The following is a 14,620-nucleotide window of genomic DNA, read 5'->3' on the forward strand; positions in this document are numbered from 1 at the left end:
GCGGCTCACCCTGGCGTCCTGCCCGCGGTGAGCCGCGCCTCCAGCCGCGTCAGCACCGCGTGCTCCGCCCGCGCCCGCTCCGCCAGGGGCGCGAAGAGCAGCCGCGAGCGCAGGCCCATGCCTTCCGTCAATTCGAACTGACGCAGGTCCTCCGGCAGCGTGAGCAACACCTCACCCAGCGGACGCACCCGGTGCAGCTGGTACGAACCCGCTGCCTCCAGCGCGCGCACCACCTCCGCCACGGGCTCCGCGCGGGCCAGCGCCTTGCGCGACTGTTCCTCGTACCGCAGGCCCGCCTCCACCCGCTCCTCCAGGTCCGCGAGCACCGCCGCCGACGTGCGCTGCGCCTCCTTCACGAGCCGCAGCGGATCCAACGCCCGCTCCACGCGCCGGCGCACCGCAGGAGACAACGCCTTGGCCCGGCCCTCCACGCGCGACAGCACCGCGTCCCGGTAGCTCGCCGCGAAGCAGACCGCGAACAGCGCCTCCTCCAGCGGCGCCCGCTCCCGCGCGGCCAGCCCTTCCGCCAGCGAGCACAGCCCTTCCCCCGTGAGCACGTAGCGGCGTCCCCGGGGCAGCCCCTTCACCGGAGCGCTGGTGCTCGCCTCCGCGTGCCCCGCGCGCACCAGCCGCTCCAGCGTGCGCCGCACCTGCGTCAGGTCGATGTCCTGCGAGGGCCGGGTGACGTCGTGCTCCACCCAGTTGGTGAACAAGAGGAAGAAGAAGCGCACGTCCGACACGCGGAAGCCGCCCGCGCGAGCCCCGGCTCCATGCGCCGCGAGCAGGGCCGCCTGCACGAAGGTGGCCTGCGTGTCGATGTAGCCCAACCGCGCCGTCAGGGTGCTGTTCCTCGCCATGCCCGGGAGGATGCCAGCCGCCGTCCCTTCCGTCCCCATCCTCCCAGGTGACAGTGTCCGCCCGGGCGAAAAGACATCCGCGGGGGCGTCATTCGTAGAAGGGACCGGTCCGCATTCACGGAAAGGATTTCCATGCTGCCCTGGCTCGTCCTCATCGCGGGTGTCTGTCTTCTCATCGAGCAACTCCCCCTGGGCTGGAAGCTGCCCCGGGTGCGCGGCTGGCACCTGCGCGTGGTGCTCATCAACCTGGCGCAGGTGGGCGTGGTGGTGCTGGGCGGGTACACCTGGGACCGGTGGTTCTCCGCGTCCTCGCTCTTCCACCTGTCCCGGCACGTGGGCCCGGTGGCGGGCGGGGTGCTGGCCTACCTCATCGCCACGTTCGTCTTCTACTGGTGGCACCGAGCCCGCCACGAGAGCGACGTGCTCTGGCGGCTGTTCCATCAAATCCACCACAGCCCGCGGCGGCTGGAGGTCATCACCAGCTTCTACAAGCACCCGCTGGAGATGGCGGCCAACAGCCTCATTGGCGGGCTGCTCGTCTACACGGTGCTGGGGTTGAGCCCGGCGGCGGGCGCCATCTACACGGCCTGCTGCGCGCTGGGCGAATACTTCTACCACACCAACATCCGCACCCCGCGCTGGGTGGGCTGGTTCTTCCAGCGGCCGGAGATGCACCGCATCCACCACGAGTACGGCAAGCACCGGAACAACTACGGCGACCTCCCCGTCTGGGACATGCTGTTCGGCACCTACGAGAACCCTGCCGCCTGGGACGCCACGTGCGGCTTCGACGACGCGAAGGAGCAGCGGCTGGGGGACATGCTCGCCTTCCGCGACGTGCACCGCTCGTAGGAGGTGGCACACTGGCGCCCCCTTCGCTTCATCCGTGAGGTTCAAGCCATGGCCAGCTCGCGTCGTCAGTTCCTGACCCACACCGTGATTGGACTCGCGAGCACCGCTGTCTCCGCGGCGCCGGACGCGGGCACGTCCGCACCCCCGGCTGGCGCGCCGCCCACGTTCGGCGCGGGCCCCACGGTGGGCCCGGAGGTCAGCCCCACCACCTTCGCGGAAGCCGAAAAGCTGATGCAGGTCCAGCTCACGCCCGCCGAGCGCACCCAGGCCGCCGGCAACTGGCGCGTGTCCCTGGCGCCGTTGCACGAGCGCCGCACCGGTCCACGCAAGCTCGCGCTGGAGCCCGAGCTGTCGCCCGCCTCGCAATGGAACCCCTCGCTGCCGGGGCTCAAGCCGACGGCTCCCGCGAAGGACCGCTTCGTGCGCAGCCGCGACGCGAAGGTGCCGCTGCCCGCGAAGGAGGAGGACATCGCCTTCGCGCCGCTCACGCAGCTGTCGCGCTGGGTGGAGTCGCGCGCCATCACGTCGGAGCGGCTCACGCAGCTCTACCTCGCGCGGCTGAAGCGCCATGACCCGAAGCTCCAGTGCGTCATCACGCTGACGGAGGAGCTGGCGCTCCAGCAGGCCCGCCAGGCGGACCGGGACCTCGCGGCGGGCCGCTACAAGGGGCCGCTGCACGGCATCCCCTGGGGAGCCAAGGACCTGGTGGACACCGCGGGCATCCGCACCACCTACGGCGCCGAGCCCTTCCGCGACCGCGTGCCCACCACCGACGCCGCCGCCGTGGCCCGGCTGCACCGCGCGGGCGCCGTGCTGGTGGCGAAGCTCAGCCTGGGCGCGCTCGCGCTCAACGACGTCTGGTTTGGCGGCGAGACGAAGAACCCGTGGCTGCTGGAGGAGGGCTCTTCGGGCAGCAGCGCGGGGCCGGGCGCGGCGACGGCGGCCGGGCTCGTGGGCTTCTCCCTGGGCAGCGAGACGGGCGGCAGCATCATTTCGCCGTCCATGCGCTGCGGCATCACCGGCCTGCGCCCCACCTACGGCCGCGTGCCGCGCACGGGCGCGATGACGCTGTGCTGGTCGCTGGACAAGCTGGGGCCCATGACGCGCGGGGTGGAGGACTCGCTGCTGGTGCTCGCCGCGCTCAACGGCCCGGACGCGGGCGACGTGGCGAGCGTGCCCGCGAAGCTGGACTTCGACGCGAACGCGGGCGTGAAGGGCCTGCGCGTGGGCTACGTGCCCGCGTGGATGAAGGAGAGCCCCGCCACGGACGTGGACCGCGCGGCGCTGGAGAAGCTCAAGGGACTGGGGCTGACGCCCGTGGAGGTCCAGTTCCCCGACTGGCCGTACTCCACCCTCAACGTCATCCTCTTCGCGGAGGCCGCCGCCGCCTTCGAGGAGCTCACGCTCACCCACGGCGTGGACGCGCTGAAGATGCAGACGCCCGACGCGTGGCCCAACCTCTTCCGTCAGTCCCGCTTCCTGTCCGCGGTGGACTACGTCCAGGCGGACCGGCTGCGCCGCAAGGTGGCCCAGGAGATGGCGCGCATCATGTCGCAGGTGGACGTGCTGCTCGTGCCGTCCCTGCGCGATGAGGCCCTCACCATCACCAACCACACGGGCCACCCGTCGCTCACGCTGCGCACCGGCTTCGTGGAGGTGTCCAAGGCCCGCAGCGACTGGGCCCCGGACCCGAAGCGCCCCGTGCCCACCTTCGCCACCCCGCGCCGAGTCCCCCACGGCGTCACGCTCATTGGCCAGCTCTTCGACGAGGGCACCCTGGGTCGCGTGGGCCTCGCCCTGGAGCGCGCGTCCGGAGTCGCCGGGGAGCGCCCGCCCGGCTTCTAGGCGCTGACAAGGCCCCGGGCTGATTGTTTTGACAGGTCAGTCCAGAATCATTACGTAGGGGGCATGGCACGCACGAAGGAGTTCGACCGCGACGAGGCGGTTCGCCGGGCGATGCAGGTCTTCTGGGAGCAGGGCTACGAGGCCACCTCCACGGATGACCTGCTGCGCGCCATGGGCATTGGCCGGCAGAGCATGTACGACACCTTCGGGGACAAGCACGGCCTCTACCTGGAGGCCCTGCGCGCCTACCAGGCGGAGTACAGCGCCCACCTGATGGAGTGCCTGCGCGCCCACCCGTCGCCCCTGGGCGCCATCCGCGAGTACCTCCTCTCCATCCCCAACGGCACCCAGAAGGCCCGAGCCCGGGGCTGCCTCTCCGTGAACGCCACCGCGGAGCTGGCGCACGCGGACGCGGAGGTCGCCACGCTGCTCAAGACCGGCGGCGCCGTGGGCCATGGCGCGCTGGAGCGCGTCGTGAAGGAGGCCCAGCGCAAGGGCGAGCTCAGCCCGAAGCTGGACGCCCGCGTCGCCGCCAGCTTCCTCCTGGCCGCCATCGGTGGCCTGCGCCTGAGCGCCAAGGCCGGCACCCCGCCCGAGGCCCTGCGCGACGTCGTGGACTTCACCCTCGCGGGCCTCAAGGCCCGGTAGCGCTCACGGTTCCACCGCGCGGGAAGCCCCGCGCGCCGTCTTCACATGCCTGAATCTGGATTGTTCAGTCCAGATAGGTCGCTGGAAGGGAGTCACATCATGTCGATGGATCGCTACTACCTGCTGGGCCGTTCGGGGCTGCGCGTCAGCCCGCTGTCGCTGGGCACGATGACGTTCGGGAAGGAGGGGACGTACGGCGGCCCCTGGGGCTCCACGGAGGACGTGTCCCGGACGCTGTTCCACCGCTACCTGGACGCGGGCGGCAACTTCGTGGACACCGCCGACCTCTACACCCACGGCACCAGCGAGACGCTCATCGGCAGGTTCTTGGAGGAGCGCGGCGACCGGGACCGCGTCGTCCTCACCACCAAGTACACGTACAACGCCACCCGGCCGGGGGACCCGAACGCGGGCGGCAACAGCCGCAAGAACATGCTGCGCGCGGTGGAGGCGTCCCTGAAGCGGCTGCGCACGGACTACATCGACCTGTACCTGCTGCACACCTGGGACCGGCTCACCCCGGCGGAGGAGGTGGTCCGCACGTTCGACGACCTCGTGCGCGCGGGGAAGATCCGCTACGCGGGCCTGTCCGACGTGCCGTCCTGGTACGCGGCGCGCGCGCAGACCTGGGCGGAGGCGCACGCGCTCACGCCGCTCATCAACCTCCAGCTCCAGTACTCGCTGGTGGAGCGCAGCCTGGAGCACGAGTACGTGCCGCTGGCGCAAACGCTGGGCCTGGGCATCACCACCTGGAGTCCGCTGGGCAGTGGCCTGCTCTCAGGCAAGTACCGGCCGAGCGAAGCCGGCGCCCAGGGTGATGGCCGCCTCACCTCCGCCGTGGGCGGCCAGCAGCTGGGCCTGTTCACGGAGCGCAACTGGCGCATCGTCGCCGCGCTGGAGCAGGTGTCCAGGGAGCTGGGCCGCGACATGTCCCAGGTGGCGCTCAACTGGGTGGCCACGCAGCCCGGGGTGGGGTCGGTCATCATCGGTGCCACCAATCCCAAGCAACTGGACGGCAACCTCGCGGCGCTCGACTTCACGATCCCCGAAGGGCTGCGCCGCCAGTTGGACGAGGCCAGCGCGCCGCCCGTGCCGTTCCCCCACGGGATGTTCTCCAATCCCTATCAGCTCAACCTGCACGGCCACGCCGCCGTGGGGGACAAGCCCGCAGGCTACACGCAGCCCGTGTTCACCGGGACGGCGCCCCGGGTCGGATAGGGCACATCCCGTCCCTCCGCCAGGGTGGGGGGGACGGGACGCTTGCGACCCCGGGCCACTGGCCCTCAGGGTGGCACACCGGCACCTTCCGCGCCTGTCAGACCGAGGAGGGTGTATGCGATTGTCCATGCCGGGAGTGAAGCTGTGGTGGATGTTGGCATTGCTGGTGGCGCCGGTGGCGAATGCCTTCACGGACGCGGACGCGGTGCGCGTGTTCACCTTCGCCCGCGCGCAGCTCGCGGACACGATTCTTGAGCTGCCCAGCGTGAACCGCTCGCCCAAGGCGTCCCTGTCCAACGGGACGTGGACCACGGTGGCCAACACGGACCGCATCGCGTGGACCCAGGGCTTCTTCCCCGGGAGCATGTGGTTCATGTTCCAGGTCGCCAACGAGCCCTACTGGCGCGACCGCGCGGACATGTGGACGCGTCCCCTGGAGGTCCAGAAGACCAACACGGAGACGCACGACCTGGGCTTCAAGATGTACAACAGCTACGGCAATGCCTGGCGGCTCACCGGCGACCCCTACTACCGCGACGTGCTGCTCACCTCCGCCGCGTCGCTGGCCACGCGCTACAACAGCACCGTCGGCATCATCAAGTGTTGTGATTGGAACCCGAACTGGAACATCCCGCTCGTCACCGACACGATGATGGACATCGAGCTGCTGCTCTGGGGCGCGCAGAACGGCGGCCCCGCGGTGTGGCGCACCATGGCGGTGAACCACGCGCTCCGCACGCTCCAGGACGCGGTGCGCACCAATGGCAGCTCGTTCCACTACGTGGACTACAACAACAACGGCACCATCCGTTCGCGGGGCACCTTCCAGGGCTACTCCACCACCTCCACCTGGGCGCGCGGGCAGGCGTGGCTCATCTACGGCTTCACGATGGTGTACCGCTACACACAGGACGCGCGCTTCCTCACCGCGGCCCGCCGCGTGACGGACTACTACCTGGCGAACCTGCCCGCGGACCGCGTGCCCAACTGGGACTTCAACGCCCCCAGCCAGTCCAAGGATTCCTCCGCCGCGGCCGTCGTCGCCTCCGCGCTGCTGGAGTTGAGCACCCTGGAGACGGACGCCACCCGGCGCACGACCTACCGCAACGCCGCGCTGGCCATGCTCGACTCGCTGGCTTCGCCCGCGTACCTGGCGCAGGGCACCAACAGCCCGGGCCTGTTGCTGCACGGCGTGGGCAACTACCCGGCGGGCCAGGAGATCAACGTCAGCCTCATCTACGGCGACTACTACTTCCTGGAGGCGCTGCTGCGCTTCAACCCGCGCCCCAACTACCCCTGGTACTCGAAGCTGAGCCTTCCGCGCAGCCAGCACCTGCTGGGCACGAGCAACACGGGCGTCCGCATCGTGGAGTTCGACCTCACGCCGCTTCGGGACAACCTGGGCGGCGGCGTGGTGGGCTGGACGGACAGCTCCACGGAGGTCACGGCCTTCAACCGGCTGAACATGGCGCTGCGCATGAGCGAGGACGGCATCTTCCAGGTGCGCAACGGCGCGGGCTACTCGTGGATCCGTCGCGTGCCGTACGTGCGCGGCCAGACGTACCACTTCCGCATGAACGTGGACCTGCTCGCGCAGCGCTACACCGTCTGGGTGACACCGCCCGGCGCCGCGGAGCTGCTGCTCGTGGACCGCGTCGCGTTCCGCGCGGACGGGCCGCCCATCAACGACCTGGGGCGCGCGGCGGTCATCTCCACCGTGGAGGACAGCGACTTCCGCGTGAACAACCACCGCGTCTACGCGCCCACCGCCAGCGTGGCGGCCGCGCTGAACGCACCGGTTCCGTTGCCGGAGGCCTTGTGGCGGGAGCTGGACGCCCCCGAGCGCCTCTCCCAGGGCCCCGTCGTTCCGTCCGAGCGCTGACAGCAGGCGCCTGTCCGGTGGCCCGCCCGGCATCACGGTGGGCCACCGCGAGTGCATGCGAGCCGGAACGCGGTTACATCCACCGCGTGACGAACCTGGACCTCTTCCTCCCGGAACCCGCCCCGCGCCCTGCCGCCGTCCCCGAGGGCCCTGGCCCGCTCGACCGGCTGCTGAAGGTGTCGCGCATCTATCTAGAGCCCGCCGTGAGGGAGTACGCGCGTGGGCGGGAGATTCTGGCGCGCTACCCGGACGCGGAGCAGGTGGAGGTGGTCTCCCACCAGCGCATCCCCGGCCTCTTTGGCAACGAAGGCAACGTGGAGGCCTGGAACCGCATCAAGGGCAGCACCCTGGTGCTGGGCGTGAAGAAGACGCTGTCCTTCATCGCCAACGACCGCAGCTCGGACTTCATCGCGCCCTCCACCGCGAACGGCTGCGTGATGGCGTGCGCGTACTGTTACGTGCCGCGCAACAAGGGCTACGCGAACCCCGTGACGGTGTTCGTGAACATCGCCCGGCTCCAGGAAGCCATCCGCAAGCACGCGCACAAGCGCGGGCCCAAGCTGGAGCCCAACACCGTGGACCCGCACGCGTGGGTCTACGACATCGGGTGCAACAGCGACTGCTCGGCGGACGCGGCCATCAGCGACAACGTGCGGGACCTGGTGCGGCTGTTCACCACGCTGCCCAACGCCAAGGCCAGCTTCGCCACCAAGCTGGTCAACCGCGAGCTGCTCACCTACGAGCCGAAGGGCAGAACGCGCATCCGCTTCAGCCTGATGCCGCATGCGCCGGCGAAGCTGCTGGACGTGCGCACCAGCCCCATCGCGGAGCGCATCGCCGCCATCGACGACTTCGTGGCGGCCGGCTACGAGGTACACCTCAACTTCTCCCCCGTCATCCTCCACGAGGGCTGGCAGGACGGCTACGTGGAGCTGTTCCAGCAGGTGGACGCGGCCATCGGCGAGCGAGCGAAGAAGCAGCTCGCATGCGAGATCATCTTCCTCACGCACAACGCGGGCCTGCACGAGGTGAACCTGGGCTGGCACCCGAAGGCGGAGGAGCTGCTGTGGCGGCCTGAAATCCAGGAGACGAAGGTGTCCCAGGGGGGCGGCGTCAACGTGCGCTACCGCACCGGATTCAAGGGCCGCCACGTGGCGGAGTTCAAGGCCCTGCTCGCCAGGCACCTGCCGTACTGCCGCGTGCGGTACGCCTTCTGACGAGGCCGCTGGAGGTTCGTTCACAAGTCCGGCACTGGACGCGAGGGACTGTCGCCGCTACCGAAGCCGTGGATCTCCCGGAGGAGGCGATGAAGGCGTGCAATCCGTCGCCCCCGTGGTGGAGGGAGCATGAGGCAAATCACCCTCTTTGAGCACCACGTGAGTGTGTCCTCCCGAGTCGGTGGATGGAGGCTCGGGCAGGTTGTCCGGAGCCGCGTCCGTCATGTCCTCTCGGATGCACTTCTCACCGTGCTCGCAGGGAGCAGGCCCCGGGGCGGCTGAAGACAATGGCGTCCCGCTGTCGCGGCCCCAGGGGAGAACCTCTGCATGGGAGCGGAGTTCCCCCGTGAGCGCCGCGGTGTCGTCGGTGGCCTCGGCGGCTGGCCCGGATGCGCCGGGTTCATGCGCATCAACGCAAGGGGATGTCTCCATCGCATCGTCCTGCCCGGTGAGGACTGACGCGAGGACGTCGGAACTACCCGTCTCAAGGCAGTGCAGTGCTTCGGGCGCAGGGTCCGACGAGGGGGCGCTGCGGCCGCACTCCTGAACGTGCGGCGCCTCGGGGGACGCATGCTTCTGAGGCGCGGGGGTGAATTGGTCGAGCATCCGCTCATCACAGGCCTTCAGCAGCGCCGGCAGCTGATGCTGGAGTGCCTGCAAGTCGCGCTCTTGCAGGGCGTCCTTCGCGCAGATGGCCCATTCGCGCAGCGACTCACCGCCCATGAAGGGCAGCAGCCGGGCCGCGATGCCCCTGAAGGCCCGTTGCAGCGATTGGATGAGGAGCAGGTGCCCGGGACGGGCAGCCGCCTGGGCCGCCAGCCGCAGCAACTCGAACTCCAGCTGCGCACAGCGCTCCCCGGGGTGCCAGCGCGCCGCGTCCCGGAGCTGGAAGAGGGTTTCTTCGAGCGGCCCCAGGCCCATGACGGAGGCATTCGCACAGCAGTCGGAGAGCAGTTCCACCAGCACCTGCCGCTTGAGGCTGAAGAAGCCCTCCAGGAGCCACCGACACTCCTGGGAGCGCTCGTCATGTAGCGCCAGGCCCAGGTTCTCCAGCGTCAAGGACTCGTCCAGCGCCACCGCGCGCGCCTGGCGCCCGGGGTGCTGCACCAGCAGGCCCCGTGCCGCCAGCCGCCGCAAGGCCTCGCGCACGGTGCCCCGGCTCACCCCATAGCGGCGCGCCATCATCCGCTCCGAGGCCAGCACCCCGCTCCTCGGCAGTCGCCCCAGCGCAATGTCCTGCTCGAGCTGCTCTTCCACGTACGCCACGAGCCCCACCCGCACCATTCCCGCCACCCTTCTCGCCAATGCTTCGCCCATCCAACCAGAGGGGTCTGACATGGACGCGCGGCCCACCGTTCACGTCGCCTGCCGGGACAGCGCGGCCTCGGACGGCAGGCGGCGCGAACTGGTCCGACAGTCGGACCAGTTGGTGGACTTCGCTCCCGGCAGGGCGCCTCCGTCCGTGACCTGTCCTGGCGGTCGTTCGGGCATACCGTCACGACACGGCGCAGCGTCCCGCCTGGTGTGTGCTCGCGGAGGGTTTCGGCGGCGCAGGGTTTGTGAACGCGCTTCTGGCGGTCTACGGAGATGACCGGCTGACGCGGTGCGCCCGCGCTGACCCAGGAGACCTCCCATCAAGCCGATGCGTTCCCAGTTGCCCGCTGCGTCTCATGAAGGGTCGCCGGGCATGTCGCCCACTTCGCCCTTGCGCCTCTGCCTCGCCGTGCTCGCGCGATGCCTCGCGGTCTGCGGCCTCATGTTGGGGGTGGCGTGTGCTTCCACTCCGCCCGTGCCGGCCGTGGACGCGCGGGCCATCATCGCGGACGCGCGGAAGATCGTGACGCGGGATGGGGTGGAGGAGCTGCTCAAGATTCCGGTGGGCGGGACCGAGCAGTGGATATCCGTCCGGGGGCGTGACCGGGACAATCCCATCCTGCTGATGATCCACGGGGGACCGGCCTCCCCGGAGCTGCCGACGAGCTGGGCCTTCCAGGGCGGCTGGGAGGATTTCTTCACCGTGGTGCAGTGGGACCAGCGCGGCAGCGGCAAGACGTACACCGCGAACGACCCTGCCCGCATCGCCTCCACGTTGTCGCTCGACCGCATCACCGAGGACGCCGCCGAGGTCGTCCAGTACCTGCGAAGCCGCTATGGCAAGGACAAGGTCTTCGTCCTGGGACACTCCTGGGGGAGCCTCGTTGGACTGGGCCTGGCCCACCGCCATCCCGAGCTGCTGTTCGCCTACGTGGGGATGGGGCAGGTCATCAGCGGCCAGGAGAACGAGCGCGTCAGCTATGCCCTCACGCTCGCCGCGGCGGAGGCCGCCCACCACACGGAAGCCCTCCAGGAGTTGAAGGCGCTCGCGCCCTATCCGGAAGCGGACGGGTCGCTGCCCCTCCAGAAGATCGGCATCGAGCGCAAGTGGTCCAACGCGTTCGGAGGCCTGGTGCATGGCCGCGACGGCATCCTCCACTACCTCAACCTGGCCGAACTCTCCCCCGACTACACCGCTCAAGACGTGGCGGCGATGGACCTGGGCTCCCAGCTGTCGTTGCCGCGCCTGCTGCCGGACATGGCGCGGTTCGACTTCCTGCGGGTCACGGACTTCGGCTGCCCGATCATCCTGTTCGCGGGGCGGCACGATACGACGACGCCCTCGCAGGTCGCGGCGGACTGGCTCCAGCGGGTGCGTGCGCCGGGCAGGCAGCTCGTCTGGTTCGAGCACTCCGCCCACATGATGATGGTGGAGGAGCCCGGACGCGTGCTCCTCCACCTGGTGCAGGACGTGCTGCCGCTGGCGGCGCGCGGCCCGGCTCAGGCTCAGTACTCGTGCTGGATGAGCCAGAACACTGCCGTGCGGTGCGACACGGGGAAGTAGACGATGTAGAGGTTGTGGAAGTCGTGCGCGCCCGCGGCCACCAGCGGGTCGTCGTAGAAGTGCGCCACCTGCGGCACCTCCGTGCCGTTGCCCAGCTCCTGCGGCAGCACCTGGCCCAGGTCCGGGAAGGCCCACGCGATGCGGCTCGCGAAGTCCGCGTACGTCAGGTTCGGATATCGCGTGAACTGCACGCGTGGGTCGGTGGACAGCTCCGGCAGCGCGGCGAAGGCGCCCTCCACCACCCAGTCCAGCTGCGTGGCCTGCGTGCCCGCGATGGAAGGCACGTTGAACGTCCAGAGGAACTCGTCGCAGAAGTTCTCGCCCGTCTTGCACCACGTGTGGCCCGTGGCCCGGGCCTCGTTGATGGCGTCGTTGTCCTCCAGCGCCGCGAGGGGCAGCGGGCCCGCGCCGTAGTAGCGCTGGTAGAAGTCCTTGCACACCGGCCACATGCGCGACGTGAAGGCGGCCTCGCCGTTGGCGCACCAGGCCTTCTGGCCGGAGGGCACCGCGCACTCCGCCAGCCAGGCGTTGTGCGCGTCCTGCGCGTCCGTGCACTGGGGCAGCGCCTGCGCCGGTGTCACCTGCTGCGTCTCCACCACGCTCTCGTCACACACCTCGATGCGCGTGGCCACGTCCAGGTCGCACGCGGTGAACAGGTCATCCTGCGCGCAGGCACTGTTGAGACAGCCCAGCGCCAGGCGGAACTGCTTGCCTGCGCCCGTGCCGGTGCTCACCACCGCCAGGTATTCGCCGCCCTGGGCCAGCGTCAGGCTGGCCACCTTGGACAGCTGGCCGTAGCCCGCGTCGTCGTCCTGCGCGAGCACCGTGGTGCCATAGCTGCCATTGGCGTTCTTCGGGCCGTAGATGAACAGGCCCGTGTCCAGGTACATGCTGCTGCCCAGGTGCGTCACCTCCAGGCTCACCTGCGCGCCCGCGGCCACGGTGAAGCTGAAGGACAGGTACTGCGGGTTCGTCGTGAACCGCGTCTGCACCGCGTCGTTCAGCCCCACCGGGCCCAGGAACGCCGTGCTGTCCACGATGTTGCCGCTCGGGGGCGCGGGCGGCGGGTACAGCACCGGCCGCGTGCTCGCACCGACCTCCGCGGGAGCCTCCGCGGACGCCACCGGCTCCTGCGACGGACCACACGCCGCAATGAGCAACGACGGCACCAGCCACCACAGCCGAGTCCAGGCGTGACGCATGAAACACTTCCTTGTCTTTGAGGGAATGCAGCTTTGAGACGGGAGGCGTGTTTCACACCCGGAGGTAGGCGTTCAAGTCACAACCGGTTCACGGGGCCGGAGGCAGGCCCTGGAACCAGGTGGCGTAGGGGGTGTTGCGCACGAGGCGCCGGTTGAGGTCCGGCGTCCCGTCCGTCCACCACGGCGGGCCCCGTTCCCCCAGGCCCACCTTGGCACGGTGCACGCGCTGACGGGCGCGGTGTTCCGCTGCCACGTCCCGCGCGCGCTTCGCCCGGCCCACGTCGGCGCGGGCTCGCATCAGCGCGGCCACCAGCAGCGCCCGCTGCCGGGGCCCGAGCGCCGGGTTGGAACGGCGCCACAGCCGCCCATCCACCACCAGGTAGCGCCCATCCGGGGTAGTGGGGGGCGGCGGCTTCGTCACTGCTTGACGGGATACAGGAAGCGCAGGATGTCGCCGAAGCGCGCGCTCCACGACGCCTCGTTGTGCTGGCCTCCCTCCACCACCGTGTACTTGAGGTCGCTGCCCAGCACCCAGCCCTTGGTCACCAGCGCGTCGCGCAGCGCCTCGGCATCCGACACCGTCTCCGCCTGGCTGCCGGAGCCCTCGTTGGTGCCGATGTCCTCCCAGATGCGCAGCGCGGGCTTCGTGCTCAGGGCGTTCACCTCCGAGAGGAGTTCCCGGTCCGCCCACCACACCGACGGCGACACCACGCCCAGGCGGCTGAAGACGTCCGGGTGCTTGAGCCCCAGCGACATGGACACCAGCCCGCCCAGCGACGAGCCCGCGAGCCCGGTGAACTCCGCCTCCGGCTTCGTGCGGAACTCCGCGTCGATGCGCGGCTTCAGCTCCTGGATGAGAAACTGGCCGTACACGTCCGCGCGGCCCGCGTCCGGGTACTCCGGCGGGAAGGGCACGGGCGTGTACTCCGCGATGCGGTCGCTGGTGTTGTAGACGCCTACGATGATGAGCGGCTCCACCTGGCCGGACTCCACCAGCGCCTGCGCCGTCTCATCCACGTTCCACTCCCCGGCGAACGCGGTGCTCACGTCCATCAGGTTCTGGCCGTCGTGCATGTAGAGCACCGGGTAGCGGCGCGCGGTGTCCGCCTCGTAGCCGGGCGGCAGCCAGATGATGACGTCGCGCGGCTTGAGCGTGGGGTCCGCGGGCACGACGTTGCGCAGGTAGCGCACGTCGCCGGTGAGCGGCGGAGGCGGCGGGGGCGTGGTGAGGTCCGCCCAGCCCTTGACCACCACGGGCACGCGCTCGAAGCCGCCGCCGGTGGTGAAGGTGTGGTTGGCCACCTCCGCGCCCGTGTCGCTCTTCTCCACCGTCTCCCACGAGCCGCGCGTCACCTTGAACTCCAGTCCCGTACCCAGGGCGAAGGTGACGGCGCCGGCGTAGGCGTTGTCCACGGCCTTGTAGAGCTCCACCTCCGCGCCATTCCAGTTCCCCAGTTCCGGCTGGTTTCCGGACAGCCACACCTTGGCTTCCACCGGCGTGATGTCCGGCACCTGGACGATGAACACGGTCCTCGCGCCTGTCTGCCCCCCCTCCGCGCCGAAGCGCTCCACCGTGAGGGCGACATTCTCCTCGTTCTCATGGACGGTGACGGTGCGCTCGGCTTCCGGCGCCCCCTGCGCGTCCAGCGCCACCTGGGCCGTGGGCGCGGTCATCCGCACGGCATAGGTGAAGGCGGTGTCCTTGGGCAGCCGGGCCTTCAGGCTGAACACCCGGCCCCCCTGATAGACGAGCTCCAGGCCCCGCCCGTCCGTGCCGCTGAACGTGGCGCTGGGGCCGGTGAGGAAGAGCTCCGCGTTGGCCGGCGTCTCCGGCGGCACGGTGAGGTCGAACTGCACGTCGGAGAACAGCTGTTCGACGGGCTTCGGGTCGTCGGACCTGCAACCCCAGAGGGCCGTCAGCGCCAGGACAAGCAACAGGGTGGGCCGCGAGGGCCGGAAGGACGACAACGCCATGGATGGATGGGCCTCCGGGGGCGCGAAGACAGGCCCCCTCGTGAAGG

At 70.1% G+C, this 14,620-nt stretch carries 12 protein-coding genes; 7 read left to right on the forward strand and 5 right to left on the reverse strand.

Annotation, left to right across the window (positions count from 1 at the left end):
- Positions 1 to 5 precede the first annotated feature (5 nt).
- Positions 6 to 857, reverse strand: coding sequence for a hypothetical protein (locus AABA78_RS09200; RefSeq protein ID WP_171416979.1), 852 nt, complete (start codon positions 855 to 857; stop codon positions 6 to 8).
- 132 nt (positions 858 to 989) lie between these two features.
- On the opposite strand from AABA78_RS09200, the gene AABA78_RS09205 reads away from it, so the two are divergent.
- The 6 genes from AABA78_RS09205 to AABA78_RS09230 all read left to right on the forward strand — a co-directional run bounded on the left by AABA78_RS09205 (position 990) and on the right by AABA78_RS09230 (position 8,519).
- A complete protein-coding gene (locus AABA78_RS09205) occupies positions 990 to 1,709 on the forward strand; it encodes a sterol desaturase family protein (RefSeq protein ID WP_338262610.1) in 720 nt (239 codons plus the stop codon).
- Positions 1,710 to 1,757: 48 nt separating this feature from the next.
- Positions 1,758 to 3,554, forward strand: coding sequence for an amidase (locus AABA78_RS09210; protein ID WP_338262612.1), 1,797 nt, complete (start codon positions 1,758 to 1,760; stop codon positions 3,552 to 3,554).
- Between the two features lie 63 nt (positions 3,555 to 3,617).
- Positions 3,618 to 4,202, forward strand: coding sequence for a TetR/AcrR family transcriptional regulator (locus AABA78_RS09215; RefSeq protein ID WP_338262613.1), 585 nt, complete (start codon positions 3,618 to 3,620; stop codon positions 4,200 to 4,202).
- A gap of 99 nt (positions 4,203 to 4,301) precedes the next feature.
- A complete protein-coding gene (locus AABA78_RS09220) occupies positions 4,302 to 5,420 on the forward strand; it encodes an aldo/keto reductase (protein ID WP_338262614.1) in 1,119 nt (372 codons plus the stop codon).
- A gap of 115 nt (positions 5,421 to 5,535) precedes the next feature.
- Positions 5,536 to 7,302, forward strand: a complete 1,767-nt coding sequence (locus AABA78_RS09225) for a glycoside hydrolase family protein (protein ID WP_338262615.1) — start codon at positions 5,536 to 5,538, stop codon at positions 7,300 to 7,302.
- A gap of 86 nt (positions 7,303 to 7,388) precedes the next feature.
- Positions 7,389 to 8,519: a spore photoproduct lyase family protein gene (locus AABA78_RS09230; RefSeq protein ID WP_338262616.1), complete on the forward strand. Its 1,131-nt coding sequence runs from the start codon at positions 7,389 to 7,391 to the stop codon at positions 8,517 to 8,519.
- Between the two features lie 57 nt (positions 8,520 to 8,576).
- Here AABA78_RS09230 and AABA78_RS09235 read toward each other — a convergent pair whose 3' ends face one another.
- Positions 8,577 to 9,803, reverse strand: coding sequence for a GntR family transcriptional regulator (locus AABA78_RS09235; RefSeq protein ID WP_338263576.1), 1,227 nt, complete (start codon positions 9,801 to 9,803; stop codon positions 8,577 to 8,579).
- Positions 9,804 to 10,206: 403 nt separating this feature from the next.
- On the opposite strand from AABA78_RS09235, the gene AABA78_RS09240 reads away from it, so the two are divergent.
- On the forward strand, positions 10,207 to 11,397 hold the full coding sequence (locus tag AABA78_RS09240) for an alpha/beta fold hydrolase (RefSeq protein ID WP_338262617.1): 1,191 nt from the start codon (positions 10,207 to 10,209) through the stop codon (positions 11,395 to 11,397).
- Here the strand turns inward: AABA78_RS09240 and AABA78_RS09245 are convergent.
- The 3 genes from AABA78_RS09245 to AABA78_RS09255 form a co-directional block, all read right to left on the reverse strand.
- On the reverse strand, positions 11,340 to 12,599 hold the full coding sequence (locus AABA78_RS09245; RefSeq protein WP_338262618.1) for a hypothetical protein: 1,260 nt from the start codon (positions 12,597 to 12,599) through the stop codon (positions 11,340 to 11,342). The two genes, AABA78_RS09240 and AABA78_RS09245, sit on opposite strands and share 58 nt — an antisense overlap.
- Positions 12,600 to 12,687: 88 nt before the next feature.
- Positions 12,688 to 13,020 (reverse strand): hypothetical protein, encoded by a 333-nt coding sequence (locus AABA78_RS09250; protein ID WP_338262619.1) that lies wholly within the window; start codon positions 13,018 to 13,020, stop codon positions 12,688 to 12,690.
- Positions 13,017 to 14,573, reverse strand: coding sequence for an alpha/beta hydrolase-fold protein (locus tag AABA78_RS09255; RefSeq protein ID WP_338262620.1), 1,557 nt, complete (start codon positions 14,571 to 14,573; stop codon positions 13,017 to 13,019). Before AABA78_RS09255 ends, AABA78_RS09250 begins: the two co-directional genes overlap by 4 nt.
- Positions 14,574 to 14,620 lie beyond the last annotated feature (47 nt).

It is taken from the genome of Corallococcus caeni (genome assembly GCF_036245865.1).
GTDB classification, from domain to species: Bacteria; Myxococcota; Myxococcia; order Myxococcales; family Myxococcaceae; genus Corallococcus; species Corallococcus caeni.

What these genes read in the sequence shown, in the direction of transcription:
- AABA78_RS09210 (WP_338262612.1), top strand. Translation starts at nt 1,758, where the DNA reads ATGGCCAGCTCGCGTCGTCAGTTCCTGACCCACACCGTGATTGGACTC.
- AABA78_RS09215 (WP_338262613.1), top strand. Translation starts at nt 3,618, where the DNA reads ATGGCACGCACGAAGGAGTTCGACCGCGACGAGGCGGTTCGCCGGGCG.
- AABA78_RS09240 (WP_338262617.1), top strand. Translation starts at nt 10,207, where the DNA reads ATGTCGCCCACTTCGCCCTTGCGCCTCTGCCTCGCCGTGCTCGCGCGA.
- AABA78_RS09205 (WP_338262610.1), top strand. Translation starts at nt 990, where the DNA reads ATGCTGCCCTGGCTCGTCCTCATCGCGGGTGTCTGTCTTCTCATCGAG.
- AABA78_RS09235 (WP_338263576.1), bottom strand. Translation starts at nt 9,803, where the DNA reads ATGGTGCGGGTGGGGCTCGTGGCGTACGTGGAAGAGCAGCTCGAGCAG.
- AABA78_RS09225 (WP_338262615.1), top strand. Translation starts at nt 5,536, where the DNA reads ATGCGATTGTCCATGCCGGGAGTGAAGCTGTGGTGGATGTTGGCATTG.
- AABA78_RS09220 (WP_338262614.1), top strand. Translation starts at nt 4,302, where the DNA reads ATGTCGATGGATCGCTACTACCTGCTGGGCCGTTCGGGGCTGCGCGTC.
- AABA78_RS09245 (WP_338262618.1), bottom strand. Translation starts at nt 12,599, where the DNA reads ATGCGTCACGCCTGGACTCGGCTGTGGTGGCTGGTGCCGTCGTTGCTC.
- AABA78_RS09200 (WP_171416979.1), bottom strand. Translation starts at nt 857, where the DNA reads ATGGCGAGGAACAGCACCCTGACGGCGCGGTTGGGCTACATCGACACG.
- AABA78_RS09255 (WP_338262620.1), bottom strand. Translation starts at nt 14,573, where the DNA reads ATGGCGTTGTCGTCCTTCCGGCCCTCGCGGCCCACCCTGTTGCTTGTC.